The organism is Planosporangium flavigriseum (assembly GCF_011947225.1).
GTDB classification, from domain to species: domain Bacteria; phylum Actinomycetota; class Actinomycetes; order Mycobacteriales; family Micromonosporaceae; genus Planosporangium; species Planosporangium flavigriseum.
Genome location: NZ_JAATVW010000015.1, coordinates 1 through 21,852, shown reverse-complemented (window position 1 = coordinate 21,852; position 21,852 = coordinate 1). Strand labels below are relative to the sequence as shown.

Below are 21,852 nucleotides of genomic sequence, written 5' to 3'. Positions count from 1 at the left end.
CGGTTACCGGCTGGCCGCGCCCACCTCTTCGAGCACGCGCAGGACGTTCAACTCGCTCAGCCGCTCGGAGTCATAGGACCCGCTCTGGACGTCGGAGCGCCAGACGACCAGCATCGCCCGCCGCTCGCGGGGCGTGGTGCCGCCCCAGACCCCGTGGCAGTCCCCGACGTCGAGCGCCCAGGCCAGGCAGGAGCCCTGGACATCGCAGGTACGACACAGCGCGATCGCGGTGTCGGTCGGCTCGCTCGGCGCAGGAAAGAACGTCTCCGGATCCACACTCTGGCACAGGCCCCTTGCCCGCCACGCCGGATCGAGGTCGCGTTCGCTGATCGCGCGAAGTAGTCGTGGATCGCGCCTGGCTGCAGCAACCTCGTGTGGACGTGGCGATCGCGCCCGGGTCATGCACCCACCTCCCCCGTGGGTTACGACATTTCGATGGGCACGAACTGGCCAAAGAACAGCAGGCCCACCGGCGCAGTGTTTTATCGCAGATATAGGTCCTTCGACAAGACTCTTAAGAGAGATTGCAGAAAAGGCGCATCCCAAGCCCCGTCATATCAGTCGAAAAGCGTCAGGTCCTGTGGCCCCTCGGCGGGGGCGCCCAGCGGGGCGGCCGCCACCCGCTCCACCAGTCGCGGACCATCGTTGCGGACGTCGCCGACGGCCGCCCCGACCGGCCGAATCTCGATCGAGTCGAGGTACTCGGCGGGCGGCGGCCCCAGCAGCGCGGACGCGGCTGCGGCGTCGCCGTCGAGCCACTGCCGCCAGCGCTCCGCCGGCAGCGCGACCGGCATCCGGTCGTGCACGAGCGACAGCTCACCCACGGCGGCCGTGGTCAGGATCGTGCACGTCATGAGCTTCTCGCCCCACACCGACCAGAGGCCGGCGAAGGCCAGCACGCCGGAGTCACGGCGGGTCATGAAGTAGGGCTGGCGCTCCTTGGGCGAGCGGCGGACCCACTCGTACCACCCGTCGGCGGGCACCAGGCAGCGCCGGGCGGCGAACGACGGCGCGTACGCCCTGGTCGTCGCCACCGTCTCGGCGCGGGCGTTGATCATGCGGGCCGCGCCGCTCGCGTCCTTCGCCCACGACGGCACAAGCCCCCAGCGGGCCATGGACAGCACCGGCGACTCGACCCGCCGGGTCCGACGCACGATCGGCACGGCGTCGGTCGGCGCCACGTTGTAGTCCGCGGCCAGGCCGTCGCCGGTCTCGTCGGAAGCCTCGAACATTGCGCTGAGATCAGTCGCGCTACGGGTGGTGGCGTACCGGCCGCACATGGCGACCACGCTACCGAGGACGCCGCCGCCGCGTTGCCCCTTTCGCCGATCCCGGTGTCCCACCCAACAGGAGCGCCCCGGTACGCCGTCGCAGCAGCCAGACCGGTTGGGCAGACTAGACGGGTGGCAGACAGCAAACCCGCACGACCGTGGACGGCACCGACCGCCGACAGCCCCGTGGCGGCGACCGTACGGTTGCCCGGCTCCAAGTCGATGACCGCGCGGGCGCTCGTACTCGCGGCGGTGTCCACCGGCGCGAGCACCCTGCGCGCCCCGCTGCGCGCCCGCGACACCATGCTCATGGCCGCCGGCCTCCAGGCCCTGGGCACAGGCGTGAGTACGGGCGACGACGACCTGTGGGTGGTCCGCCCGCAGCCGATGCACGGCCCGGCGAAGGTTGACGTCGGCCTGGCCGGCACCGTCATGCGCTTCCTGCCACCGGTGGCGGCGCTCGCCGACGGGGCGGTGACGTTCGACGGCGACCCGCGCGCCCGGCAGCGGCCGATGGCACCGCTGATCGAGGCGCTCGGCCAGCTCGGGGTGCGGATCGAGGCGGCGCCGGGTGGACACCTGCCGATGACCGTGCACGGCTCGGGCCGGGTCCGCGGCGGCGAGGTCACGATCGACGCGTCCAGCTCCAGCCAGCTCGTCAGCGGCCTGCTGCTCGCCGCCGCGGCCTTCGAGCAGGGTGTGGTCGTTCGTCACGTTGGTCCGCCGGTGCCCAGCGCACCGCATCTGGAGATGACCGTACAGATGCTGCGGGCGGTCGGCGCCGGCGTCGACGACAGCACGCCCGACGTATGGACGGTCCAGCCGGGACGCCTGTCCGGCCGCGGCTGGGACATCGAACCCGATCTGTCGGGCGCCGCGCCGTTCCTGGCCGCCGCGCTGGTCACCGGCGGCACGGTCAGCGTGCCCGGCTGGCCGAGCAGCACCACCCAGGCCGGCGACCGGCTGCGTGAGCTGCTGTCCGCGATGGGCGGCGATCCCATCCTGTCCACCGACGGTCTGACCATGCACGGCACCGGCGTGGTGCACGGCCTCGACGCGGACCTGTCCGAGGTCGGCGAGCTCACGCCCGTACTCGCGGGTCTCGCCGCGCTCGCCGACTCGCCGTCCCGGCTGCGCGGCATCGCGCACCTGCGCGGACACGAGACCGACCGGCTCGGGGCGCTGACCCGCGAGCTGAGCCGGCTCGGCGCGGAGGTGATCGAGCATCCGGACGGCCTGGAGATCCGGCCCCGGCCGCTGACCGGCGGGGTGTTCGAGACCTACGACGACCACCGGATGGCGCATGCCGCAGCCGTCATCGGGCTCGCCGTGCCCGGGGTCGAGCTCACCGATGTCGGGTGTACCTCGAAGACGATGCCAGAGTTCCCGGCACTATGGTCGGCAATGGTGGGCCAGCCGGAGGTTGAGCACTGAGTCGAAAGCGGGAGTACGACGAGGACGACGTACGGGTACGCCCGGGTCGGTCTACCCGGCCGCGTACCCGCATCCGCCCGCGCCACGAGGACGCTGTCGAGGGCTTCGTGGTCGCGGTCGACCGCGGCCGGTACACGTGCGTGGTGGGTGAGGGGCGGACCGTCGTCGCGATGCGCGCCCGTGAGCTCGGCCGCCGGGGCGTGGTCGTAGGCGACCGGGTGCAGATCGTCGGGGACGTGTCGGGGCGCGCCGACACCCTCGCGCGCATCGTGCGCATCGACGAGCGCACCTCCACGCTGATGCGCACCGCCGACGACGTCGAGAACGCGCTCGAGGGGCGCCAGGAGCGCGTGGTGGTGGCCAACGCCGAACAGTTGGTCATCGTCAGCGCGCTGTCCGACCCGCCACCGCGTACCGGCTTCATCGACCGGTGCCTGGTCGCCGCGTACGACGCCGATATCGAGCCACTGCTGTGCCTGACCAAGGCCGACCTGGCCGGCCCCGAAGAGGTGCTGGACTACTACGCCGAACTGGACCTGCCCTACGTCCTGTGCCGCCCCGAGCAGGAGCCGACCGAGCTGCTGGAGGCCCTGACCGACCGGGTCTCCGTGCTCGTCGGCCACTCCGGCGTCGGCAAGTCCACGCTGGTGAACCGCCTCGTCCCCGGTACCGACCGGGCCGTCGGGGTGGTCAGCGCCGTCGGCAAGGGCCGACACACCTCCACCAGCGCCGTCGCCCTCCCGCTGCCCGCGGGCGGCTGGATCATCGACACCCCCGGTATCCGGTCGTTCGGCCTGGCCCACGTCTCGCCGGACAGCCTGCTGCACGGCTTTTCCGACCTGGTCGAGGCGACCACCCGGTGCTCGCCCAACTGCGACCACACCGGCGCCGGCGGCGACTGCGGGTTGGACAAGCTGATCGCCGAGGGCGGGGCTGACCCGCGCCGCCTCGCGTCGTACCGTCGCCTCCTGGCATCCCGCAGCGGCGAGCCGGAGGATCAGCAGTGAACGTCGAAGCGGCGGCCCGTCGGACCTCCACGTAACCACCGGTCCGCCAGTAGACCGCGTTGTCGCGGGCGTATTCGCGTACCGAATATCGGGCCGATAGCCCGCCACAGCGCGCTGGTCAGGGGCTTTTCCGATAAGTTCACGACCATGGCCCGGTACACCGACGACCTCGCTCTCGCGCACATGCTCGCCGACACCGCAGACAAGATCTCGGTGGCTCGCTTCCGCGCGCTCGACCTGCACGTGAGCTCGAAACCAGACCTCACGCCGGTCTCCGACGCCGACATCGCCGTGGAGAAGGCGCTGCGCGCCACGCTGGCCCGCGCCCGCCCCCGCGACGCCGTGCTCGGCGAGGAGTACGGCGACTCGGCGCCAGCGGCCGGGGACGGGAAGCGGCGCTGGATCATCGACCCGATCGACGGCACCAAGAACTATGTCCGCGGGGTACCGGTCTGGGCCACGCTCATCGCGCTCATGGAGGGCGACACTCCTGTGGTCGGCCTGGTCTCCGCCCCGGCGCTGGGCCGGCGCTGGTGGGCCGCGTCGGGGCTCGGCGCGTACGCGGGCCGGCACCAGTCGGCCGCGACCCAGATCCACGTCTCCGGGGTGAGCCAGTTGGCCGACGCCTCGTTCTGCTACTCCTCGCTGACCGGCTGGGAGGAGATCGGCCGGCTCGACGCGATGCTCGACATCATGCGCCACACCTGGCGCAGCCGGGCGTACGGGGACTTCTACGGTTACATGCTGCTCGCCGAGGGTGCGCTCGACATCATGGTGGAGCCGGAGCTGTCGCTGTGGGACCTGGCGGCGCTCGTACCCATCGTGACGGAGGCCGGCGGCACCTTCACCGACCTGGCCGGGCGCCCCGGTCCGGCCGGTGGCAGCGCGATCGCGACCAATGGCAAGTTGCATGACGAGATTTACACCCGTCTGGGGGTTAGATCCAATAACCCGATGTCCTGACTCGGATGTAAACCCGCGGGGTCTATCCTTCCCCGGTGGTGTCTGCAGGTTGGATCTTTCTCGCGGCGATGATCGCCGCCTACGGCGTGGCCAACCTGCTGCAGTCCATCGCCGCCACCCGCACCGACCTGCAGCACGGTTTCAACCCCCGGCTGCTGCTGAGCCTGGGCAAGCGCAAGACCTACCTGGTGGGCCTGCTCTGCCAGTTCACCGGTTTCCTCCTGGCCTTCCTGGCCCGGCGGGAACTGCCACTGTTCCTCGTCCAGGCTGCGGTGGCCGCCGGGCTCGGTGTCACGGCGCTGCTCGGCGTGCTCGTACTGAAGTGGCGCCTGCCCAAGGCCGAGGTGGCGCTGCTCGGGGCGCTGTGCGGAGGCCTCGCCGGGCTGGTGATCGCCGCCCGCCCGCACCCGTCCCGGCAACTGGGCCTCGCCGGTGAGGTCGGGCTGGCCGTCACCCTGCTGCTGATCGGCGCCCTGGGCGTCTTCGCGGCCCGGCTGCACGGCGCGCGCGGCTCGGTCGCGCTCGGCGCGCTAGCCGGCGTGGCGTTCTCGGCGGCCGCCGTGGCATCCCGGCCCCTCGCCGGCGCGCACTCGTTCCACCAGTTCGTGGCCGACCCGCTGCTGTACCTGTTGATCGCGCACTCGATCGTGGGCCAACTGCTGCTCGGCATGGCCATGCAGCGCGGCTCCACGACCGCCGCGGTCGCCTCGATGGACGCCGCGGCCGCCGTGCCCGCGGCCGCCGTCGGCCTGCTGCTGCTCGGCGACGAGATCCACCCCGGCCGGGAGTGGCTCGCCGCGGCCGGCTTCCTCGTCACGCTCGGGGCGGTGATCGGACTGAGCTTCTACGCCGAGCCGCAGCACCACCACCAACAGGCCCGGTCACGGATGACGGTCTCGGCAGGCCCCCGCAAGGACTGAGCGTCAGCCCTTCCGTGCCGCGGACACCGCCCTGACGGTCTTCTCAGCCTCGACACGGTCCATGCCGGTGGCGCGTAACAGGTCGGTCGCGACGAACCGAATCTGCCCGATCGCCATCTGGCCGGAGAACCCGAGCGTCGCCTGCTGCGCCTCGGCGGCATGGCGGACCGCGGAACAAGCCAGCTCGCGGGTCTTCACCGGCTCCGCGCCGCGCTCCAACGCGCGCCCGAGCTTGTGGGTCGCCGCGCCGAGCGCCTCCACCGCGGCCAGCAGTTCGGTGGGCACCGGCTCCTCGTCGCGCAGCAGGGCGACCGCCCGGCGCGCCAGCACCCGCGCGTTGCGGGTCACCCGATCCAGCTCGGGGGCGCTTTCGGCGTACTGGGCCAGCCGGTGCCGGTACCGCCACCACAGCGGGGAGAGCCGGACGGCCTCGCGGCTGGCCGCCAGCGCGTCGCTGTACGCGGTCAGTTCGGCGTTGGTCGCCCGCAACCGCTCCAGTACCTCCTCTGCGGCCGCCAGATCGCGGGTGTCCAGCGCGGCCGCCACCCCCTCGAAACCGTCGGCGATGGCCCGTAACAGGGGCTCGGCTTCGCGGTGCACCACCGTCAGGGGGTTGGGTGGCAGCAGCAACGCCGTGACCAACAGCCCGATCGCGCCGCCGATCAGCGCGTCCACGAACCGCGGGTACGCCAGTCCGGTCGTGGGTGGCTGCACAGTCGCGACGAGCACCGCCGACGACGCCGACTGGATGATCAGGATGGGACTGCCCCGCACGAACAGCGCGATCGCCACGGCCAGGGCCACGACGGTGGCGATCTGCAGCGGGCCGGTGCCGATCAGGTAGATCAACACGTCGCCGACGAGAACACCGACGGCGACGCCGATGGTGAGCTCGACAACCCGTCTGATGCGGTGCCCGAGTGCGGCGCCCAGCGGGATCACGGCCGCGATCGGCGCGAAGAACGGCCGGTCGTGGCCGACCAGGTCATGAGCCACGAACCAGGCCAGACCCGCGGCGAGGCCGGCCTGGACCACGAGGATAGCGTTGTCACGTACCCGGTTGAGCCGGTCGCGGAGCGTGGCGGCGGTCGTCGACGAGGCGGGTAAAGCCATGCGCCCGAGAGTAAGGGTGAGCGGATCACTAGTCGTGAAGGCTCGCGCGAGGCGCGATGGCCGGAACGGATAGCGAGATCGTCAAGCCACTAGCGACGGCGGCGCGGGTCGTCGGATACCCGGACCCGGACCGGTTGGGGCTTGAGCTGGTCGCGCGGCGCCATCGCCATCCACACCTCGGTGAGCACGAGCGCGAGGCCGACGACCCCGGCGAGCACGTACACCAGCACCGTCAGGCTCCCTGCCGCGGCCGTGTCAGCAAGCAGCACAAACATCCAGAGCGCCATGGCCGGCCTGGTCGCACGGCTTCTGTGGCCCACCATCGTCATCACCTCCTCGCAGCGCAGTACCCGCGAACGGCCCCGAGCATGCATGCGATCACTCATCAGGGGGAACCCTTGGCACATCGCCGATGACGAATGACGCGGAGGTGGATGTGCAGCTGGGCGATTGGTTCCTGCTGGCGAAGGAGCGGGGCAACCCCACGACATCGCTCGACTCGCGCCACCCCGATGGCGCGGCCTGGACCACCGGTAACCTAGTCCGTCCGCTTGTGCACGGCGCGGCGTACTTCACCGAACTGCTCGCCGCGATCCGCCGGATGGAAGCCGGTGACCTGCTGATGTTCACCGACTGGCGGGGCGACCCGGACGAACGGCTGGACGGGCCGGGCACCGAGGTCGGCCGGGTGATCTGTGCGGCGGTGCGGCGCGGCGTCGTCGTCAAGGGCCTGATCTGGCGCTCGCACCTCGACAAGCTCCAGTTCAGCGCCGCGGAGAACCGCCACCTCGGGGAGGAGATCGAGGCGGCTGGCGGCGAGTGCCTGCTCGACATGCGGGTACGCACCGGCGGCTCGCACCACCAGAAGTTCGTGGTGCTGCGCCACCCGGGCCGGCCGGAGCTGGACGTCGCTTACGTCGGCGGCATCGACCTGTGCCACAGCCGGCGCGACGACGCCGACCACCGGGGTGATCCGCAGCCGGTGACGATGGCGGCCGACTACGGACCCCACCCGCCCTGGCACGACATCCAGGTGGAGCTCCGCGGACCGGCGGTCGCCGATGTCGAGACGGTGTTCCGGGAGCGCTGGGAGGACCCGGCGCCGCTCACCCGCAACCCCCTGCGTCGCCTGCGTGACCGGCTCACAGGTGAGGACACCACGCCCGGCCCGCTCCCCCGACGATTACCCGACCCGCCCACCTGTGGCGACCACGCCGTCCAGCTGCTGCGCACGTACCCGCGCCGCCGCAAGGGGTACGCCTTCGCACCGGAGGGCGAGCGGAGCATTGCCCACGGTTACCGCAAGGTGCTCGCGCGGGCCAGCCGGCTGGTGTACCTGGAGGACCAGTACCTGTGGTCGGAGGAGATCGTCGCCACGTTCGCCGAGGCGCTCGCGAACCGGCCGGAACTGCGGTTGATCGCGGTGGTGCCCAGCTTCAGCGATCAGGAGAGCCGGATCTCGAAGACCGCCGAGACGTACGGCCGCATCGAGGCGCTGCGCAGCCTGCGCAACGCCGGCGGCGACCGGGTGGCCGTGTACTGGCTGGAAAACCACGAGAGCACGCCGGTGTACGTGCACGCGAAAGCGATCGTCGTCGACGACGTGTGGGCCATGGTCGGCTCCGACAACGTCAACATGCGCTCGTGGACCTTTGACTCGGAACTGTCCTGCGCGGTCCTCGACGAGTCCGGGGCGTACGCCCGCGACCTGCGGCTGACGCTGGCGCGCGAGCACCTGGACCGGGGCGATGGCGACGACACTGACCTGCGCGACCCGGTCGCGTTCTTCGACGCGTTCACCACGAGCGCCAGCAAGCTCGACGACTGGCACGCCGAAGGGCGGATCGGCCCACGCCCGCCCGGCCGGCTGCGGACGTACCATCCAACGGTGTTGAAAAAGGCCACCCGGCTCTGGGTGGCACCGATGTACCGTCTCCTCGTCGACCCCGACGGCCGGCCGGCGGCGCTGCGCCGGGCCCGCGAGTTCTGATGGCGGAGCTGACCGAGAAGCCGGCCGCCCGCTTCACCGCGCGTACGCTCGCCGGACTGGTGGCGGTGGTCATAGCCGGCGCCTGCTTCGGGGTGCTGCTGGCGCTGGTCCGGTCGCGCTGGGGCCCGCTCGACCTGCTCGACCGCGGCATCGCCGCCTCGCTCAACCGGTTCGTCGCGGCGCGCCCTCCGCTGGCCGCTACGCTGCGCGCCATCACCGACCTGGGCAGCCCGCTGTTCCTGACGATCATGATCACGATCGCCGTGATCGGGTTCCTGGTACGGCGGCGAATGCCCGTGGCCATCTACCTGGCGACGACCACGCTCGGCTCCACCGTCCTCGGGCGGACCCTGAAGGTACTGGTCGGCCGGCTGCGCCCGGTCGTCGCGGAGCCCGTCGCAACCGCGACCGGCAAGAGTTTCCCGAGCGGGCACGCGCTCAGCGCCACCGTCTGCTACGGGGTGCTGCTGCTGGTGTTCCTGCCGCTGCTACCCCGCCGAGCCAGGCCTTTCACGGTCGCGTTCACCGTGGCGTTGGTGACAGCGATCGGGTTCACCCGGATCGCGCTCGGCGTGCACTACGTGTCGGACGTGTTCGCCGGCTGGTTTCTGGGCGCGGCATGGCTCGGGCTAACCGCGTACGCGTTCCGCCGCTGGCTCCGCGAGTCGGGCCGGCGGCAGCGGTAACACGCGTCAGCGAGGTCTGACCATCGCCCGTTCCGAGGCCGCCCGCAGGGCGTCGGCCAGCGCCGGCACCTCTTTGGCCCCGTAGATCAGCAGAAGCTGCCGATCCTCTCCGCTCTCGCGCTCGGTCGCCGTGGCCCGCTCCACCACAACGGTGGTGGTGACCACTCCTTGATCGGTCGACACGTCCATGTCGGCTACGCCGACATCCACCTGGCGAACGAAGAGTTCTTCAAGCTCATCCTCATTGGCCATCCCCGAACGCTATGTCGGCGGTCGACGCGCAACCTCCCCCGATCCGGGTGATGTGCCGGTCAGCGGGTGGGCGGCTCGTCAGCGGGTGGGCGGCTCGTCAGCGGGTGGGCGGCTCGTCAGCGGGTGGGCGGCTCGTCAGCGGGTGGGCGGCCGGAAGTGGAAGCCCGGCTGGGCCGGCGGGAACCGGTCGACGTCCCCCTCGACGTCCTCGCCGCGCCAGATGAAGGTGAAGGTCCAGTACACGTGACCGCACTGCCCCGCCGGCCGCCGAGCAAACGCCGCCGGCCGGCCGGCGCTCATTGATCTAGATCGTGCCCTGGTGGCTGCTACTGGGTGCGCTGATCGGTCTCAACGCCGACAACGTCACGTGGTACTGGTACGTCTTCGGCGCGGGCCGAAGCACCGGGGACGGCACGATCGCGGGGGTGTTCGCCTCCCTCGTGACGCCGCTGGTGATGCTGCGCAGCTGGCGGATCGCCTCCGAACGGTCCTGGGCCGAGTGGGCGCTGCGCTATCAGGCCCACCACGACGCCACGCGGCCAAACAGGCCCGGGCCGACGCGCCCGGGGTCCGAGTGGTCACGGCCTGAGCGTCCTACATGGAGCTTGGACTCCATTCCACGTATGCCTATCCGCTGACCGGGTAACAGGCGGCCATGCGTGACGATTCGATGAATCCGGTCAGCAGGCGCGGGATCCTGCTCGGGACCGCGGCGCTGGGCGGCTTGTCGCTCGCGGGCTGCGGCGGGCTCCTGGCGAAGACCACGGACATCCCCGTCGGCGGCGGCAAGGTGTACGCCGAGCGCGGAATCGTCGTGACGCAGCCGACCGCCAATGACTTCAAGGCGTTCAAGGCAAAATGTACGCACGCGGGCTGCGCCGTCTCCAAGGTTGAGAACGGTGTCATCGTCTGTCCCTGTCACGGCAGCACGTTCTCGGCCGTTGACGGGTCCGGGCGCAACGGGCCCGCCACGAAACCACTCTCGCCTTCGACCATCACCGTCGAAGGCGCCGATATCCGCGTGCTGGAGTGACGCCAACCCGTCGCAGCCCATCGAAGAACACGGCTTTGTCACACAACATGGCGCGCTCTTTTCAAGACTCTCGGCCGATTATCGGTCGTACGTACGGCGCGGTCAGAACGGCGGCGGACCGCTGCCGACCAACCGGACGGCGGTGTCCGACCCAGCGCCCTCCACGCCTTCCAGGAGAACCTCACCGGTCGATCCGATCGGCAACTCGAGCGGAAGCGCCGAACCGAGCGCACTGGAGAAGTCAGCACTCGGATCGTCCGGGCGGAACGTGCCGCTCCACGACTGCACCGGACTGGATTCGGTCCGCTTGGAACGGAGCGCCACGACTCCCTGCTCCCGAGTGCTATCTGGCAGGACGAGCGTCGCGAGCCCGGTGTAGGTACCCATAGCTTCAAACCGTAGTCGGGAGGCGCGTGGCGCTCTCCCACAGGCCAGAACGTCAAGCGATCGCGTGCTTCGCGACATGGACGCGAAGGGATCGAGCCCGACGGCTACGCTCCCGGTGTGGTCGCCACCTGGGAGCCAACGATGGCGGGCGTGCTACGACTGCCATCGGGTCGACTGATTCGCGGTCGCGGGCTGCGCCGCCCCCTTCCAGCAGGTCCACCACCCACCGTCGCGCTGTACCTGCTGGGCCACGAACCTCCCCCGGTCGCCTGGGAAAGCCGATGGCTTCGCTGGCCCGACTTCTGGCTACCGTCCGACCGCGCGGCAACTGCCGAGGCGCTGCGTGAGGCGTGGGCTCGCGCCGAGGTCGAGCGTGTGGAAGTCGCCTGCGCCGGCGGGTATGGCCGTACCGGCACGGCACTCGCCTGCCTAGCCGTGCTGGATGGGGTACCCAATCGCGAGGCAGTCGCCTACGTCCGGGAGCATTACGCCGCACGCGCCGTTGAGACGCTTTGGCAGCGCCGCTTCGTCTCCCGCTTCGGGTGGCCCGTCTGCTAGTCCTCGTCGTCTTCAGCGTCGGCGAAGAGCGCAGTTAGCCGCGGCAGCCTCGCCCGCATCTCCTCGTCGTCGTCGAAGTCGAAATCTTCGCCGGCCGGGTCATCGCCGTCGCCGTCTCCCTCTCTTTGGCTGGCAGCGCTACCCAGAACGCCTCGTCATCGCCGGTGACGCGTCCGTACGCCGAATACGCTGCCCCCAACATGTCCTCGCAATCGGCGCCGTCCTCCGCCAGGTCAGGCGTGACGACGCTCGCGAGAGAGTCACCACCACTACTCCTTAAGAGTGACGGTGAGATTACTCATTGCTACATTACTGCGACGTATCCACCGGTATATACCGCGTTACCCGTAACATCAGGCCGACCCTGGCCGCACCACGACGGCATCGTGGCCCACGACGCCGCCCCCGGTGCAGGGTTTTATCGGCCGCTTAGCAAGGCACCTAGGGAAATCATGACAGTCAGCGTCACCTTCAATCCTGTCCCAGCCCCAGCCAACCACGATGCGACCGCGTCCGATGCTCCGCTGGGGCTGCGCAAGCGCAAGAAGTTGGAGACCTTCCGCGCGCTGCAGTCCTCGGCACAGCGCCTGGTCTACGAGCGGGGCCTGGACAACGTCACGATCGACGAGATCGCCGAGGCCGCCAACGTCTCCAAGCGCACTTTCTTCAACTACTTCGACTCCAAGGAAGCCGCAATCGTCGAGGCCGAGCCGGGAAGAGTCGAGTGGTTCACGGCAGCACTGGCCGCTCGCCCGGCCGATGAAACGCTCGTGCAGGCACTGTGGGCCGTTGGCGCCGCCACACTCGTCCGAGACGGATGCAAACTGCAAGAAGTGGCCAAGTTGGTCAGCGCCAACCCGCAACTGGTCGCCCATCAGGTAGCCGCGTTCGTGCCATACCGGGAAGCCATCGTCGAGTGGGCCGCCGAGCGTACCGGCGTCGATCCGGCAATCGACTTCTATCCCGAACTGCTGGCCCGCGCCATGAACCTGATGCTGAACATGACGGTGTCCCGGTGGCGGCCCGAGAGCGGCGTCGAAGGGTTCGTCCAACTGGCAACTGAGATCTACGCGCAGCTTGCCGACGGCCTGGCCGCTCGCTGAACGAGCAGCGGCCGATGCCACAAATCAATGAGCAACGACACGAAACGCCCCCTCAGACAGCACTGAGGGGACGTTTGGTCGGCAGCGGGAAAGAGTTTCGACCGCTGGCTAAGCGGTGAAGCGCCTCCGCCGGCCCATGTGGAAAATCCGTGCTCCGGCTACCCGATGTCCAGCCGACCGGCTGACGCACTTCCTCACGAACACGTCGGTCTGCAGCCCGATCGAGTCCGCGTTCGCGATCCAGGAGTTGCACGACGGGCATCAGGTACGGGTTGGCGTGCTCAGCTTGACCACCCGGAAAGTGCCCACTCAGAGATCTCTGAGTGGGCACTTTCCGGCCGGACGCGCATTCAGCGTGCTGCGCGCGGACGGCGGCGGGCGAAGTCGTCGGCGATCTGGTCGAAGGTCATCCAGCGAACACCGTCATGACCGCTGATGTACTCAATCAGCCGCTCATGCATGAGAAGCACCTGAGGACGTCCCGACACGTCGGGGTGGATCGTCATCGTGAAGACCGCGTAGTCGTTCTCCCGATAGACCCAGTCAAACTGGTCGCGCCACATCTGCTCGATGTCACGCGGATTGACGAAGCCGTGGCTGTTCGGGCTGGCCTTGATGAACATCATCGGCGGGAGGTCGTCGAGGTACCAGTTGGCCGGGATCTCGATCAGATCGGTCTCCTCGCCCCGGACCAGCGGCTTCATCCACTCGTCCGCGCTCTTGCCGTAGTCAATCTTGGTCCAGTTGTCCCCGACTCGGACGTAGTACGGCTCGAAGTCGCGGTGCATGAGCGAGTGGTCGTACTTGATGCCGCGATCTAGTAGCAACTCATTGGTGATCGGGCTGAACTCCCACCACGGCGCGACGTACCCGGTCGGGGCCTGGCCGGCCCGCTCGGCGATCAGTTTGATGCAGCGGTCGAGGACAGCGATCTCCTGCTCGCGACTCATAGCGATCGGGTTCTCGTGGCTGTACCCGTGCACCCCGATCTCGTGCCCCGCAGCGACGCAGGCGTCGAACTGCTCCGGGAACGTCTCGATCGAATGTCCCGGCCAGAAGAAGGTCTGGGTGAGCTGGTAGCGGCGGAACAACTCCAGCAACCTGGGCACCCCGACCTCGCCGGCGAACATGCCGCGTGAGATGTCGTCCGGGGAGTTCTCTCCCCCGTAGGAGCCGAGCCAGCCTCCCACCGCGTCGATATCGACGCCGTACGACACCAGGATTTCCTTGGCCATCGGGTCATCCTCCTTAACTCGCCCGGCGCCGTCCCGGGTTGTACGTGCCCGGGACCGGCCGATCCCGGACAGATCCTCAGCTGCCGCCGATGGGGGGTGTGGTGGCGAGGTACTCCCGCACGATCCGGAGCGGGTCGTGCGGGTCGGCGACCAACGCGGTCGACAGCAGTAAGCGGGCCTGCCATGGGGTCAGGTCGGCGGCGAACAGCGCGCCGGCTCGGGCCAAGTCGGCGCCACCGCCACCGGTGTACAGCGGCACCACCGGCCCGCTCGGCACCCGGGAGCACACCAGTACCGGCACCCCGGCCGCACCGAGGTCGGCGACGGCCTCGACGATGGCGGGGTTGGCGTTGCCGGCGCCGAAGGCGGCCAGGACGACGCCTGCCGCGCCGGCGCTCACGGCCGCGCGTACCAGAGCATCGTCAGTGCCGACGTAGAGGCTGAGCACGTCGACCCGCGGCAGCGCGACGCCGTCCCGCACGCTCGCGAGCGGCCTGGCCCGGCGCGGCGCGGCGAGCGGCAGCACCTTTCCGGCGGCGACCCGCAGCACCGGGCCTCGCCCCAGGGCATCGAAGGCATGGGCACCCAACGTGTCGACCTTGCGCACGCCGCGCGCCGCGAACACGTGCCCGTCGAAGCACAACAGCGGCCCGAAGCCCCGGGCCAGCGGGCTGGCGGCCACCGCGAGGGCGTCGCGCAGGTTGGCCGGACCGTCCGGTGCGGGATCGTCGAACGGCCGCTGCGCGCCGGTGAAGACCACCGGCAGATCCCCGTCGAGCAGCAACGAGGCGAGGAAGACCGACTCCTCCATGGTGTCCGTGCCATGCGTGACCACCACACCGTCGACCTCGGCCAGCGCTTGATCGATGGTGCCGACGACGCCGACCGCGTCATCCAGGGACCAGGCGAAACTGCCGCGGGTGGCGACGTCCTTCGCGTTGACCGTCACGCCGTCCGGTATCGATACGCGCGCGAGCAGTTCGTGCGCCGGGGCGGCGGCCATCAGGCCCTGGGGAGTCGAACGGCTGGCGATGGTGCCGCCGGTCGCGATCAGTTGGAGGGTGACCACCAGGGAATTCCTCTCGCCGTGACGTGATTGACCGTAGGTACCTACGCAGGCGGGCGTCAACTGGTCTAAACGTGACGATCGGAACAGGCCGCGAAGGACGGCGTCTGGCGGCGATCCATCTGAAGGTCGCGAGCGCCCGTCACGCCGGGCTTGGCCGTTTGCCGTCGATCGGCAGCCGCAGGACGAACTCGGTGCCCTCCCCTGGTGCGGAGTGCACCTCGATCGTGCCGCCATGCTTGTCGACCACGGTCCGCGCCAGGGCCAGACCTTGGCCGGTTCCCTTGCCGACGTCCTTGGTGGTGAAGAACGGCTCGAAGATCGTCTGCTGGAGGTGCTCGGGGATGCCGCTACCGTTGTCCGCGATGCTGATCACCGCCATCGGGCCCTCCACCCGGGTGCTGATGCGGATCTCCCCCCGTTCCTCCTTGCCTTCCATCGCGTCCGCCGCGTTCACGAACAAATTCAGGAACACCTGGTTGAGGTCACCGCCATGACACAGCACCTGCGGCAACTCACCCAGTTCCAGCACCACGTCGGCAACGTATTTGAGCTCGTTACGAGCCACCGTGAGCGTGGTCGTCAACGCCTCGTTGAGATCGGCGTACGAGCGGTCCTTGGAGTCCTTGTAGCTGAACGACTTCATCGCCCGCACCAACGAGGCGACCCGCTCGATGCCTTCCAGGCTCTGCGTGAACGCCACCGGTACCTCTTCGGTCAGGTAGTCGATGTCCGCCTCGTGTTCGGCCTCTGTAGCCCGCTCGACGCGCTCCTCCCAGGCCATGTCACCGTTGGGTAGGTGCACACAGTTCCGGTAGACCAGCAGCAGGTTCAGCATCTGCTGGTACGCCTCGGCCAGGAACCGGGTGTTGTCCCCGACGAACTGGATCGGTGTGTTGATCTCGTGCGCGATCCCGGCCGACAACCGTCCCAACGACTCCAACTTCTGATCATGGCGGGCCTCGATCTCACGCCGCTGCCGCTCCCGCATTTCGGTGATATCGCGAAAGACGATCACCCTGCCCCCGACCTTGGATCCCATGTACAGCGGCGCTGACGAGTACGAAATCGGGAAGACCAATCCATCCTTGCGGGTAAAGACCTGATCGTCGCCGTGGACCGGCTGACCGTCGTTCTCGGCCCTCATGAGGGGACACCCGCTCGCCGGCGCCGGTCTGCCGGTGTCGGTGCCCTGGAGATGCGCGATCTCGTGCATCGGCCGGCCCAGCAGCTCCTCCTCCGACCATCCGAGCATCCGCTCGGTCGCCCGGTTCACCGAGGTCACCAACCCCTGACCGTCGACCGTGTACAGGCCCTCGGCCATGTTCGCCATCACGACCGACCGGAACGCCTCGGCGTCCTTGCGCTCCGTGATGTCGACCGCGACGACGCCGACACCGATGATCTCGTCGCCGGCCCGCACCGGAAAGTAGCTGGCCAGCCAGGAGCGCACGCGTTCCGGCCCGGCCGCGGTCGGCCCCGTCTTCTCCGTGTTGAGAACAGATTCTCCGGTGTCCAACACCCGTCGGTAGATGGTCTCCAGCCGGGGCCAGATCACCGGAACCACCTCGTCCATCCGGCGCCCGATCAACTCCGTCACCGGAAGGTCGACGGTTTCAGCCAGCGCGTCGTTCGCTCGGATCACGCGGTACTCGCGGTCGATGAAGCCGAAGCCGACCGGCGCGGCCGACTGGATCGACTCCAGCAGCGTCAGCGTCTCGGCGGTCTGCTGCTCGGCGCGGCGCAGACTCTCCTCCAGCTCCTTTTGCTGCTGGATGTCAGTGGCGGTGCCGATCCACTTCACGATCCGCCCGTCCGTGCCGCGTACCGGAAGACTACGAAAGTCATGCCAGCGGAACTCGCCATCGGCGCGGCGCAGGCGGTACTCGAGCTCGAAGGGATTCCCGGTTCGGATCGCCTCAGCCCAGGCGGCCTGGGCACGGTCGGCATCGTCCGGATGGACCAACGTGACCCACTGCCCGTTGAAGTTCGCCTCGACGGGCAGTCCGGTGTATGCGACTGCCTGGCGATTGACGTACCGCGTAGACCCTTCCGGCGCCGCCGTCCACACAAGGTGCGGGATCATGTCGGCGAGCAGGCGCAGACCGCCGCTGGTCAACAAGAAGTCGACATCGACGGTCGAGACATCATGTTGGTGCGGAAAGTCCACCGGCGCTTGTCGTCCAGACATGATGACCCCTGCTGATGGGCCGTGCGGTACACGGCGGAACCGGTGTTGGCCGCTCCGCTCACCTACGACAGTTCGTGAACTCGTGCATTGGCGTCACCACGGCTGGAGCCATGTGACCTGGTTCCTATGTGCGTGTGCTCGGCGTCGGCCTCGGCATCCTGATCGGCCTCGCGGCACCCGACCTAAGCCAAGCCATACGCTCAGTTCGAGAGATCACATCTAGACTTACTCGGCCATCTTCCCCAGTCCGCCCGCTTGGCAGCCGATCGCCGCCGACAGACTGGCGGTACGCCCCGCCGCCGACAGACTGGCGGTACGCCCCGCCGCCGCACCATCGCCGCGCCATTCATCGATGCCAAGATGACCGTCGCTGGCGGCCCCGTGGCGAGAAAGACGAAAAGCGCCCTCTCAGAGTGATCTCTGAGAGGGCGTTTTCCCTGGTAGCGGGGAGAGGACTTGGACCTCCGACCTCTGGGTTATGAGGAGGTCAAGGGCGTCTCTGGCGTTCCGCTTCGTCCTACTGGCCCTGCTCAGGTCGCCCTGCTCTGGTTTCCTGGGGCGATGGCGGGCGGGAGGGCTCCCGCTTCCCCGAGCCGAGGCCCCCGCCGGAGACATCTGTCACTGGCTCGGTTCGCCGTGCTGCATGGACATCTCCAGCCGAACCGTCGTCCCGCCGTCGCCACTGTGAACCTCGACGTGATCGGTCAACTCCGTGGCGAGCCACATGCCTCGACCGCCGTCGAGATCGTCGGGTGGCGGCAGGGTGATCGTCACGGAGCGCGGTATTCCTGGTCCCTGGTCGCTGACCTCGGCGATCAACCGACGTTCGTCGTCTTGAATGAGGGCGAGCTCACCGCTCCCCCCGGCGTGCCGGATGGTATTGGTGAGGGCTTCGTTGACCGCGAGCGCGAAATTCTCAGCGCGTTGGGTGTCCAGGCCGGCGCGGGCTGCCAGCTGTAACACATGTCTGCGTAGCTCGGTTACGTTACCGAGTGTGATGACTTCATCGATCAAGGTTCGTTGATCGTCATCCTCGCCACTCATCAGTGCGCTCCCCTCGACCACATCATCACCAGCTCATACCCGGAAAGATCAGGAGAGGAACCACTGTCAACGGAGCGGTGATCTGCTCGGCCCGCCCTGGCCGTGCCTCGCGGAGGAGGCTTGCAGTAGCTACCGACTACTGGTAGTCGGTATGGAGGGCGAGGATGGCGACGTCATCTTTCGTGGGTTGGTCGCCGATGAGGGCGGCCATGACGGTGGCGCACACCCGCTCAGCCGATCCGGGGGTTAGTGCGCCAACGAGAAGCTCGAGACCTTCGTCGATGGGTCGAGTGGGCCGTTCGATGAGCCCGTCGGTGTAGAAGAGCACGAGGCTGTCGTGGGTCAGCGGCACGTCTACGGTGCGGCGGCGGGTGTTGGGGTACGCGCCGAGGGGCAGGTCCACTGGTACGTCGAGCAGCCGGGTGGGTCGGCCGGGTTCGACAAGGACAGGCGGCAGATGCCCGGCGACGGACATGGTGGCCTGCTTACGGGTCGGGTCGAGCACGGCATAGGCGACGGTGGCCATGGCGTCGGGTTCGAAGAGCTGGATCTTGCGGTCGAGTCGGGCCAGGACATCGGCGGGGTCATTGGATTCCAACGCGTACGCGCGTAGTGCGCTGCGGATACGGCTCATGACGACGGCGGCTTGTAGACCATTGCCGGCCACATCTCCGATAACGGCTCCGACATGGCCAGAGGGCAGAGCGAACAGGTCGTACCAGTCGCCGCCGACTCCAACCTCAGCGCCGGGAACATACCGAGCGGCCACGTCGACACCGTCAATCGCGCCTAACCGGCCGGGCAGGAGGCTACGTTGCAGGGCCACCGTGGTGGCGCGGTCGATACTGGCCAACCGGGCCTGGGTGGCCAGGCTGACTCGGTCCGCGACGCGTTGCAGCAGGTCCACGTCGTCATCGGAGAACCAACGAGGGGTTAGCGTACCGACGTGCAGAACACCGATGACACGTCCGGCCGCGATCATCGGTACGCCGAGCATCGAAGCGATCCCCTTGTCGAGCAGGATGGGGTTGACCACATTGGTGGGGTCGACGTGTTCGATGCGTACAGGTTGTCCGCCGGCGGCTACTCGGCCAGCGAAACCGACGCCGACCGGTATCCGGACTCCTTGGCGGACTTCTTCTTCGAGGCCCCGAGCCGCGGTGGCAACGAGTTGCTGACCGGAGGGGTCCAGGAGAAGAACCGTGGCGGTGTCGACATTCAGGAGTTCCCGCACACGGTCCAGGAGTTCGACGAGCAGATTCTCGACGTCCAGGTGCGACAGGGCCGCGTCAGTCACCGCTTGTAAGCGGCGCAGTCTCTCACTGCTGCCTGAGGTGTCCGGCCCAGTCGTCACGCCCGAATCCTAGCCATGCCGGATTTGTCTAGCACCGGCCGCCGGACAGGACCCAGCGACGGCCACCCAACCAACGTTCCCGCTACGACCACCGCAACCAGACGGCGCCCAGCGACGTCAGCGGCCGCCGGTCCCCTGGTAGGCGAGATGCTCTCGCACGCCCGAAAGGTCCAGAATCCGGCGTGCTACGCCCCGAGGAGCATCGACCAGGTAGCTCTTGGCCCTTTCCTCGGCTGACCGACGCCCCTTCAACAGGACCCTGATGCCGGACGAGTCAAGGAAGGTCACCTCGGTCAGGTCAACGACAACGCCTGGAACATCATCTGCATCCAGGCCGGTAGCAATCTCCTGTTGCAGGACGTCCGCCGTAGCGAGGTCGACCTCACCGGTCACGATCAGGTACAGAATCCCTCCGTCGCGACGATCCGTCGAGACTGTCAGGGTCATTGTCACTCCTCAGCCGGATCTTGCGTGGTGCCAGGACGCACGCCCGATGCCTGGATTATGCAGGGAGGATCGGTAACCGATGAAGTCGCCTGTCATGAGAAGAGTCTCGCCGGCTCGTTCCGAGGAAGCGCCGGCAAGGTCACGATCGGGCTTCCCGAGCACACTAGGCGCCCAATGGAGCCCACAGGGTCCCGCCATGCGTCCATGGCACGTCGGGGTCGACACCGCCGGACAGCTGTTGGTCACCGCCGGGGACAACCCCGAGCGGCTGCGGTCGGAGGCCAAGTTCGCCCGGCTTTGCGGCGCCGCCTCGATAACCCCGGGTGGTCGGTCGATGAACCCGACGCGCACTCGCGTCATAGGCCCAAGTCGCGGGTTTGCCTGCGGGGCCCTTCTAGTGGTTGCCGGCCTCACCGCCATCAGCCCGCTGGTCGAGTGGTCGGCATTCGGGCTGTCTGCCACGTTGGCAATACCGGCGTTCACGCTGTCTGTCACGCTCGCGTTATGGATCTTCGATTTCGCCCCGCGTCTGGCGTGGAACGCCCATGGCCTAGCGGTCCGCTCGTTCTGGCGCGTCGCGCGCGTTCCTTGGGGCAAGGTCGGTGCTCTCACCATTGGTGAGTCCGGCGTCTCCGGTGATCGAATCACAGTGCACCTGGCGGAGAGGCGCTTCGAGGTGGGCCTTGACCGCTTCTGGTGGCTGACTCGGCTATCACCGCAGTACGCCAACCGCAACCGCCAGTACCTTGAAAATCTCCGCGAATGCCGGCAGCGGGTTCAGGACCTTAGCGAGGTGGGCGAGCCTCCGGTGCTTCGAAGTGTCGGCCCGTTGCTCGGCACATTCGCCTGCTGGGCGATCGGGCTGTTCATCGCCATCTACTTGTTCTGACCCACACGCGCCCCCCACGGGCAGCTCCACAGCCCACCTGGTCTTGACGAAAATAGGAGCGTCAAGATCACCGGTAGCGGTAGCTGGTAGCCCGTTGTCCGGTGCCGGGACCTGCGGGACAGACCGGTATCAGCACGGGAGTCCCCCTCCTCCAGATTGGCCGCAGGACACCGCCTGCCGATCGGAATGTCGGTGGCATGATGCTGGGATGGCTTCGGAATCCAAGCATCTCTCTGAGCGGATTGACCGGCCCGCGGCTGAGGTGTATGAGTACGTGTCAAACCCAGCCAACCTGCCTGAATGGGCTCCGGGATTCGGATCCTCCGTGGAGAACGTGGACGGAAAGTGGTTCGCTGAGACCACGATAGGACGCGTCGGCATCGCCTTCGTCCCACGCAACGGATACGGAGTCCTCGACCACGACGTGACGCTGCCCTCCGGCCAGACCATTTACAACCCCGTGCGCGTGATCCCGGACAGAAGCGGCTGCGAAGTCGTCTTCACGCTACGCAGGCTCCCTGACATGAGCGACGAGGACTTCACCCGGGACGCGGGGCTCGTGGCGACCGACCTCGCCAGGCTGAAGCACGTCCTTGAGTCGGCTGCGGGCAAGGAATAGGTCACCGCTCACTGGGCGAGCCTCGTCATCGGATCCCTTCCGTGGATACCCGGGCCTTCAGGCCGGGGAGGAAACGGAACGCCTGCGGAGCAGGGCAGGGAAAAACCGATCCGCCGCCAAGGCGGATAGGCGGCCACCCGCGTGTCACCGCAAGGTTCACTCGTTAGTGCGCTAGTTTGTGAGCCATGTCCAGGGCCGTGAAGCGGGCGTTCAAGTACCGCTTCTACCCGAGCCCCGAGCAGGCCGGCGAGCTTGCACGCACGTTCGGGTGTGTCCGGTTGGTCTACAAC

Annotated in this window: 26 protein-coding genes and 1 pseudogene; 14 read left to right on the top strand and 13 right to left on the bottom strand. The window is 68.4% G+C overall.

Features of this window, described 5'->3' with window-relative positions:
- Positions 1–3: 3 nt before the first annotated feature.
- Entirely contained in the window at positions 4–402 is a 399-nt protein-coding gene (locus HC028_RS19525) for a WhiB family transcriptional regulator (protein ID WP_168078820.1), read from the bottom strand.
- A gap of 155 nt (positions 403–557) precedes the next feature.
- A complete protein-coding gene (locus tag HC028_RS19520; protein ID WP_168078819.1) occupies positions 558–1,280 on the bottom strand; it encodes an SOS response-associated peptidase in 723 nt (240 codons plus the stop codon).
- A gap of 123 nt (positions 1,281–1,403) precedes the next feature.
- On the opposite strand from HC028_RS19520, the gene aroA reads away from it, so the two are divergent.
- The 4 genes from aroA to HC028_RS19500 all read left to right on the top strand — a co-directional run bounded on the left by aroA (position 1,404) and on the right by HC028_RS19500 (position 5,595).
- Entirely contained in the window at positions 1,404–2,705 is a 1,302-nt protein-coding gene (aroA, locus tag HC028_RS19515; RefSeq protein ID WP_168078818.1) for a 3-phosphoshikimate 1-carboxyvinyltransferase, read from the top strand.
- Positions 2,706–2,776: 71 nt separating this feature from the next.
- Positions 2,777–3,712, top strand: coding sequence for a ribosome small subunit-dependent GTPase A (gene rsgA, locus HC028_RS19510; protein ID WP_203981409.1), 936 nt, complete (start codon positions 2,777–2,779; stop codon positions 3,710–3,712).
- Positions 3,713–3,859: 147 nt separating this feature from the next.
- Positions 3,860–4,675, top strand: coding sequence for a histidinol-phosphatase (hisN, locus tag HC028_RS19505; protein ID WP_168078817.1), 816 nt, complete (start codon positions 3,860–3,862; stop codon positions 4,673–4,675).
- Positions 4,676–4,743: 68 nt separating this feature from the next.
- A complete protein-coding gene (locus tag HC028_RS19500) occupies positions 4,744–5,595 on the top strand; it encodes a hypothetical protein (protein ID WP_203981408.1) in 852 nt (283 codons plus the stop codon).
- Between the two features lie 3 nt (positions 5,596–5,598).
- Here the strand turns inward: HC028_RS19500 and HC028_RS19495 are convergent, their stop codons facing one another.
- Together HC028_RS19495 and HC028_RS19490 are read right to left on the bottom strand one after the other, a co-directional pair.
- The gene (locus HC028_RS19495) at positions 5,599–6,708 is read right to left on the bottom strand and encodes an FUSC family protein (protein ID WP_168078815.1); all 1,110 of its coding nucleotides are present in this window, start codon (positions 6,706–6,708) and stop codon (positions 5,599–5,601) included.
- 89 nt (positions 6,709–6,797) lie between these two features.
- On the bottom strand, positions 6,798–7,031 hold the full coding sequence (locus HC028_RS19490) for a hypothetical protein (RefSeq protein ID WP_168078814.1): 234 nt from the start codon (positions 7,029–7,031) through the stop codon (positions 6,798–6,800).
- Positions 7,032–7,120: 89 nt separating this feature from the next.
- On the opposite strand from HC028_RS19490, the gene HC028_RS19485 reads away from it, so the two are divergent.
- Both HC028_RS19485 and HC028_RS19480 read left to right on the top strand, forming a co-directional pair.
- Positions 7,121–8,698 (top strand): phospholipase D-like domain-containing protein, encoded by a 1,578-nt coding sequence (locus tag HC028_RS19485; protein WP_205861540.1) that lies wholly within the window; start codon positions 7,121–7,123, stop codon positions 8,696–8,698.
- The gene (locus HC028_RS19480; protein WP_168078813.1) at positions 8,698–9,384 is read left to right on the top strand and encodes a phosphatase PAP2 family protein; all 687 of its coding nucleotides are present in this window, start codon (positions 8,698–8,700) and stop codon (positions 9,382–9,384) included. Before HC028_RS19485 ends, HC028_RS19480 begins: the two co-directional genes overlap by 1 nt.
- Before the next feature lie 6 nt (positions 9,385–9,390).
- Here HC028_RS19480 and HC028_RS19475 read toward each other — a convergent pair whose 3' ends face one another.
- Together HC028_RS19475 and HC028_RS19470 are read right to left on the bottom strand one after the other, a co-directional pair.
- Positions 9,391–9,636 (bottom strand): hypothetical protein, encoded by a 246-nt coding sequence (locus HC028_RS19475; RefSeq protein ID WP_168078812.1) that lies wholly within the window; start codon positions 9,634–9,636, stop codon positions 9,391–9,393.
- A gap of 135 nt (positions 9,637–9,771) precedes the next feature.
- Positions 9,772–9,936, bottom strand: coding sequence for a hypothetical protein (locus HC028_RS19470; RefSeq protein WP_168078811.1), 165 nt, complete (start codon positions 9,934–9,936; stop codon positions 9,772–9,774).
- An 11-nt stretch (positions 9,937–9,947) separates the two neighbouring features.
- Here HC028_RS19470 and HC028_RS19465 point away from each other — a divergent pair, with 11 nt between their 5' ends.
- Together HC028_RS19465 and HC028_RS19460 are read left to right on the top strand one after the other, a co-directional pair.
- The gene (locus HC028_RS19465; RefSeq protein WP_168078810.1) at positions 9,948–10,274 is read left to right on the top strand and encodes a hypothetical protein; all 327 of its coding nucleotides are present in this window, start codon (positions 9,948–9,950) and stop codon (positions 10,272–10,274) included.
- 17 nt (positions 10,275–10,291) lie between these two features.
- Positions 10,292–10,669 (top strand): Rieske (2Fe-2S) protein, encoded by a 378-nt coding sequence (locus tag HC028_RS19460; protein ID WP_168078809.1) that lies wholly within the window; start codon positions 10,292–10,294, stop codon positions 10,667–10,669.
- A 102-nt stretch (positions 10,670–10,771) separates the two neighbouring features.
- On the opposite strand, the gene HC028_RS19455 is transcribed toward HC028_RS19460, so the two are convergent.
- On the bottom strand, positions 10,772–11,056 hold the full coding sequence (locus HC028_RS19455) for a hypothetical protein (RefSeq protein WP_168078808.1): 285 nt from the start codon (positions 11,054–11,056) through the stop codon (positions 10,772–10,774).
- Between the two features lie 141 nt (positions 11,057–11,197).
- Here HC028_RS19455 and HC028_RS27780 point away from each other — a divergent pair, with 141 nt between their 5' ends.
- The 3 genes and pseudogenes from HC028_RS27780 to HC028_RS28765 all read left to right on the top strand — a co-directional run.
- Positions 11,198–11,614: a protein-tyrosine phosphatase family protein gene (locus HC028_RS27780; RefSeq protein WP_239075748.1), complete on the top strand. Its 417-nt coding sequence runs from the start codon at positions 11,198–11,200 to the stop codon at positions 11,612–11,614.
- 386 nt (positions 11,615–12,000) lie between these two features.
- On the top strand, positions 12,001–12,717 hold the full coding sequence (locus HC028_RS19445; protein WP_168078806.1) for a TetR/AcrR family transcriptional regulator: 717 nt from the start codon (positions 12,001–12,003) through the stop codon (positions 12,715–12,717).
- A gap of 172 nt (positions 12,718–12,889) precedes the next feature.
- Positions 12,890–13,117: pseudogene (locus HC028_RS28765) on the top strand (hypothetical protein); the annotation flags it as partial.
- Here HC028_RS28765 and HC028_RS19435 read toward each other — a convergent pair.
- The 6 genes from HC028_RS19435 to HC028_RS19410 form a co-directional block, all read right to left on the bottom strand.
- Positions 13,068–13,952, bottom strand: coding sequence for a polysaccharide deacetylase family protein (locus HC028_RS19435; protein WP_168078805.1), 885 nt, complete (start codon positions 13,950–13,952; stop codon positions 13,068–13,070). The pseudogene HC028_RS28765 and the gene HC028_RS19435 sit on opposite strands and share 50 nt — an antisense overlap.
- A gap of 76 nt (positions 13,953–14,028) precedes the next feature.
- The gene (locus tag HC028_RS19430) at positions 14,029–15,021 is read right to left on the bottom strand and encodes an asparaginase (RefSeq protein WP_168078804.1); all 993 of its coding nucleotides are present in this window, start codon (positions 15,019–15,021) and stop codon (positions 14,029–14,031) included.
- Between the two features lie 139 nt (positions 15,022–15,160).
- On the bottom strand, positions 15,161–17,209 hold the full coding sequence (locus tag HC028_RS19425; protein WP_168078803.1) for a PAS domain-containing sensor histidine kinase: 2,049 nt from the start codon (positions 17,207–17,209) through the stop codon (positions 15,161–15,163).
- A gap of 618 nt (positions 17,210–17,827) precedes the next feature.
- Complete coding sequence (locus HC028_RS19420) at positions 17,828–18,253, bottom strand: ATP-binding protein (protein ID WP_168078802.1); 426 nt, start codon at positions 18,251–18,253, stop codon at positions 17,828–17,830.
- A 136-nt stretch (positions 18,254–18,389) separates the two neighbouring features.
- Positions 18,390–19,487 carry a PP2C family protein-serine/threonine phosphatase gene (locus tag HC028_RS19415; protein ID WP_239075749.1) on the bottom strand — a complete coding sequence of 366 codons (1,098 nt, stop codon included), beginning with the start codon at positions 19,485–19,487 and terminating at the stop codon, positions 18,390–18,392.
- 237 nt (positions 19,488–19,724) lie between these two features.
- Positions 19,725–20,054, bottom strand: a complete 330-nt coding sequence (locus HC028_RS19410; protein ID WP_168078800.1) for an STAS domain-containing protein — start codon at positions 20,052–20,054, stop codon at positions 19,725–19,727.
- Positions 20,055–20,250: 196 nt separating this feature from the next.
- Between HC028_RS19410 and HC028_RS28845 the strand changes: the two genes are divergently transcribed.
- The 3 genes from HC028_RS28845 to HC028_RS28760 form a co-directional block, all read left to right on the top strand.
- The gene (locus HC028_RS28845; protein WP_203981646.1) at positions 20,251–20,943 is read left to right on the top strand and encodes a hypothetical protein; all 693 of its coding nucleotides are present in this window, start codon (positions 20,251–20,253) and stop codon (positions 20,941–20,943) included.
- A gap of 208 nt (positions 20,944–21,151) precedes the next feature.
- Positions 21,152–21,562: an SRPBCC family protein gene (locus tag HC028_RS19400; protein WP_168078799.1), complete on the top strand. Its 411-nt coding sequence runs from the start codon at positions 21,152–21,154 to the stop codon at positions 21,560–21,562.
- Positions 21,563–21,747: 185 nt separating this feature from the next.
- Positions 21,748–21,852 (top strand): helix-turn-helix domain-containing protein (locus HC028_RS28760; protein WP_168078798.1); only part of this gene is annotated, 105 nt, incomplete at its 3' end.

Excerpts from the sequence above, each read along its gene's own strand:
- HC028_RS19525 (WP_168078820.1), bottom strand. The coding sequence starts at position 402 with ATGACCCGGGCGCGATCGCCACGTCCACACGAGGTTGCTGCAGCCAGG.
- HC028_RS19520 (WP_168078819.1), bottom strand. The coding sequence starts at position 1,280 with ATGTGCGGCCGGTACGCCACCACCCGTAGCGCGACTGATCTCAGCGCA.
- hisN (WP_168078817.1), top strand. The coding sequence starts at position 3,860 with ATGGCCCGGTACACCGACGACCTCGCTCTCGCGCACATGCTCGCCGAC.
- HC028_RS19500 (WP_203981408.1), top strand. The coding sequence starts at position 4,744 with ATGATCGCCGCCTACGGCGTGGCCAACCTGCTGCAGTCCATCGCCGCC.
- HC028_RS19495 (WP_168078815.1), bottom strand. The coding sequence starts at position 6,708 with ATGGCTTTACCCGCCTCGTCGACGACCGCCGCCACGCTCCGCGACCGG.
- HC028_RS19490 (WP_168078814.1), bottom strand. The coding sequence starts at position 7,031 with ATGGTGGGCCACAGAAGCCGTGCGACCAGGCCGGCCATGGCGCTCTGG.
- HC028_RS19485 (WP_205861540.1), top strand. The coding sequence starts at position 7,121 with ATGACGAATGACGCGGAGGTGGATGTGCAGCTGGGCGATTGGTTCCTG.
- HC028_RS19480 (WP_168078813.1), top strand. The coding sequence starts at position 8,698 with ATGGCGGAGCTGACCGAGAAGCCGGCCGCCCGCTTCACCGCGCGTACG.
- HC028_RS19475 (WP_168078812.1), bottom strand. The coding sequence starts at position 9,636 with ATGGCCAATGAGGATGAGCTTGAAGAACTCTTCGTTCGCCAGGTGGAT.
- HC028_RS19470 (WP_168078811.1), bottom strand. The coding sequence starts at position 9,936 with ATGAGCGCCGGCCGGCCGGCGGCGTTTGCTCGGCGGCCGGCGGGGCAG.
- HC028_RS19460 (WP_168078809.1), top strand. The coding sequence starts at position 10,292 with ATGCGTGACGATTCGATGAATCCGGTCAGCAGGCGCGGGATCCTGCTC.
- HC028_RS19455 (WP_168078808.1), bottom strand. The coding sequence starts at position 11,056 with ATGGGTACCTACACCGGGCTCGCGACGCTCGTCCTGCCAGATAGCACT.
- HC028_RS27780 (WP_239075748.1), top strand. The coding sequence starts at position 11,198 with ATGGCGGGCGTGCTACGACTGCCATCGGGTCGACTGATTCGCGGTCGC.
- HC028_RS19435 (WP_168078805.1), bottom strand. The coding sequence starts at position 13,952 with ATGGCCAAGGAAATCCTGGTGTCGTACGGCGTCGATATCGACGCGGTG.
- HC028_RS19425 (WP_168078803.1), bottom strand. The coding sequence starts at position 17,209 with ATGTCTGGACGACAAGCGCCGGTGGACTTTCCGCACCAACATGATGTC.
- HC028_RS19420 (WP_168078802.1), bottom strand. The coding sequence starts at position 18,253 with ATGAGTGGCGAGGATGACGATCAACGAACCTTGATCGATGAAGTCATC.
- HC028_RS19410 (WP_168078800.1), bottom strand. The coding sequence starts at position 20,054 with ATGACCCTGACAGTCTCGACGGATCGTCGCGACGGAGGGATTCTGTAC.
- HC028_RS28845 (WP_203981646.1), top strand. The coding sequence starts at position 20,251 with ATGCGTCCATGGCACGTCGGGGTCGACACCGCCGGACAGCTGTTGGTC.
- HC028_RS19400 (WP_168078799.1), top strand. The coding sequence starts at position 21,152 with ATGGCTTCGGAATCCAAGCATCTCTCTGAGCGGATTGACCGGCCCGCG.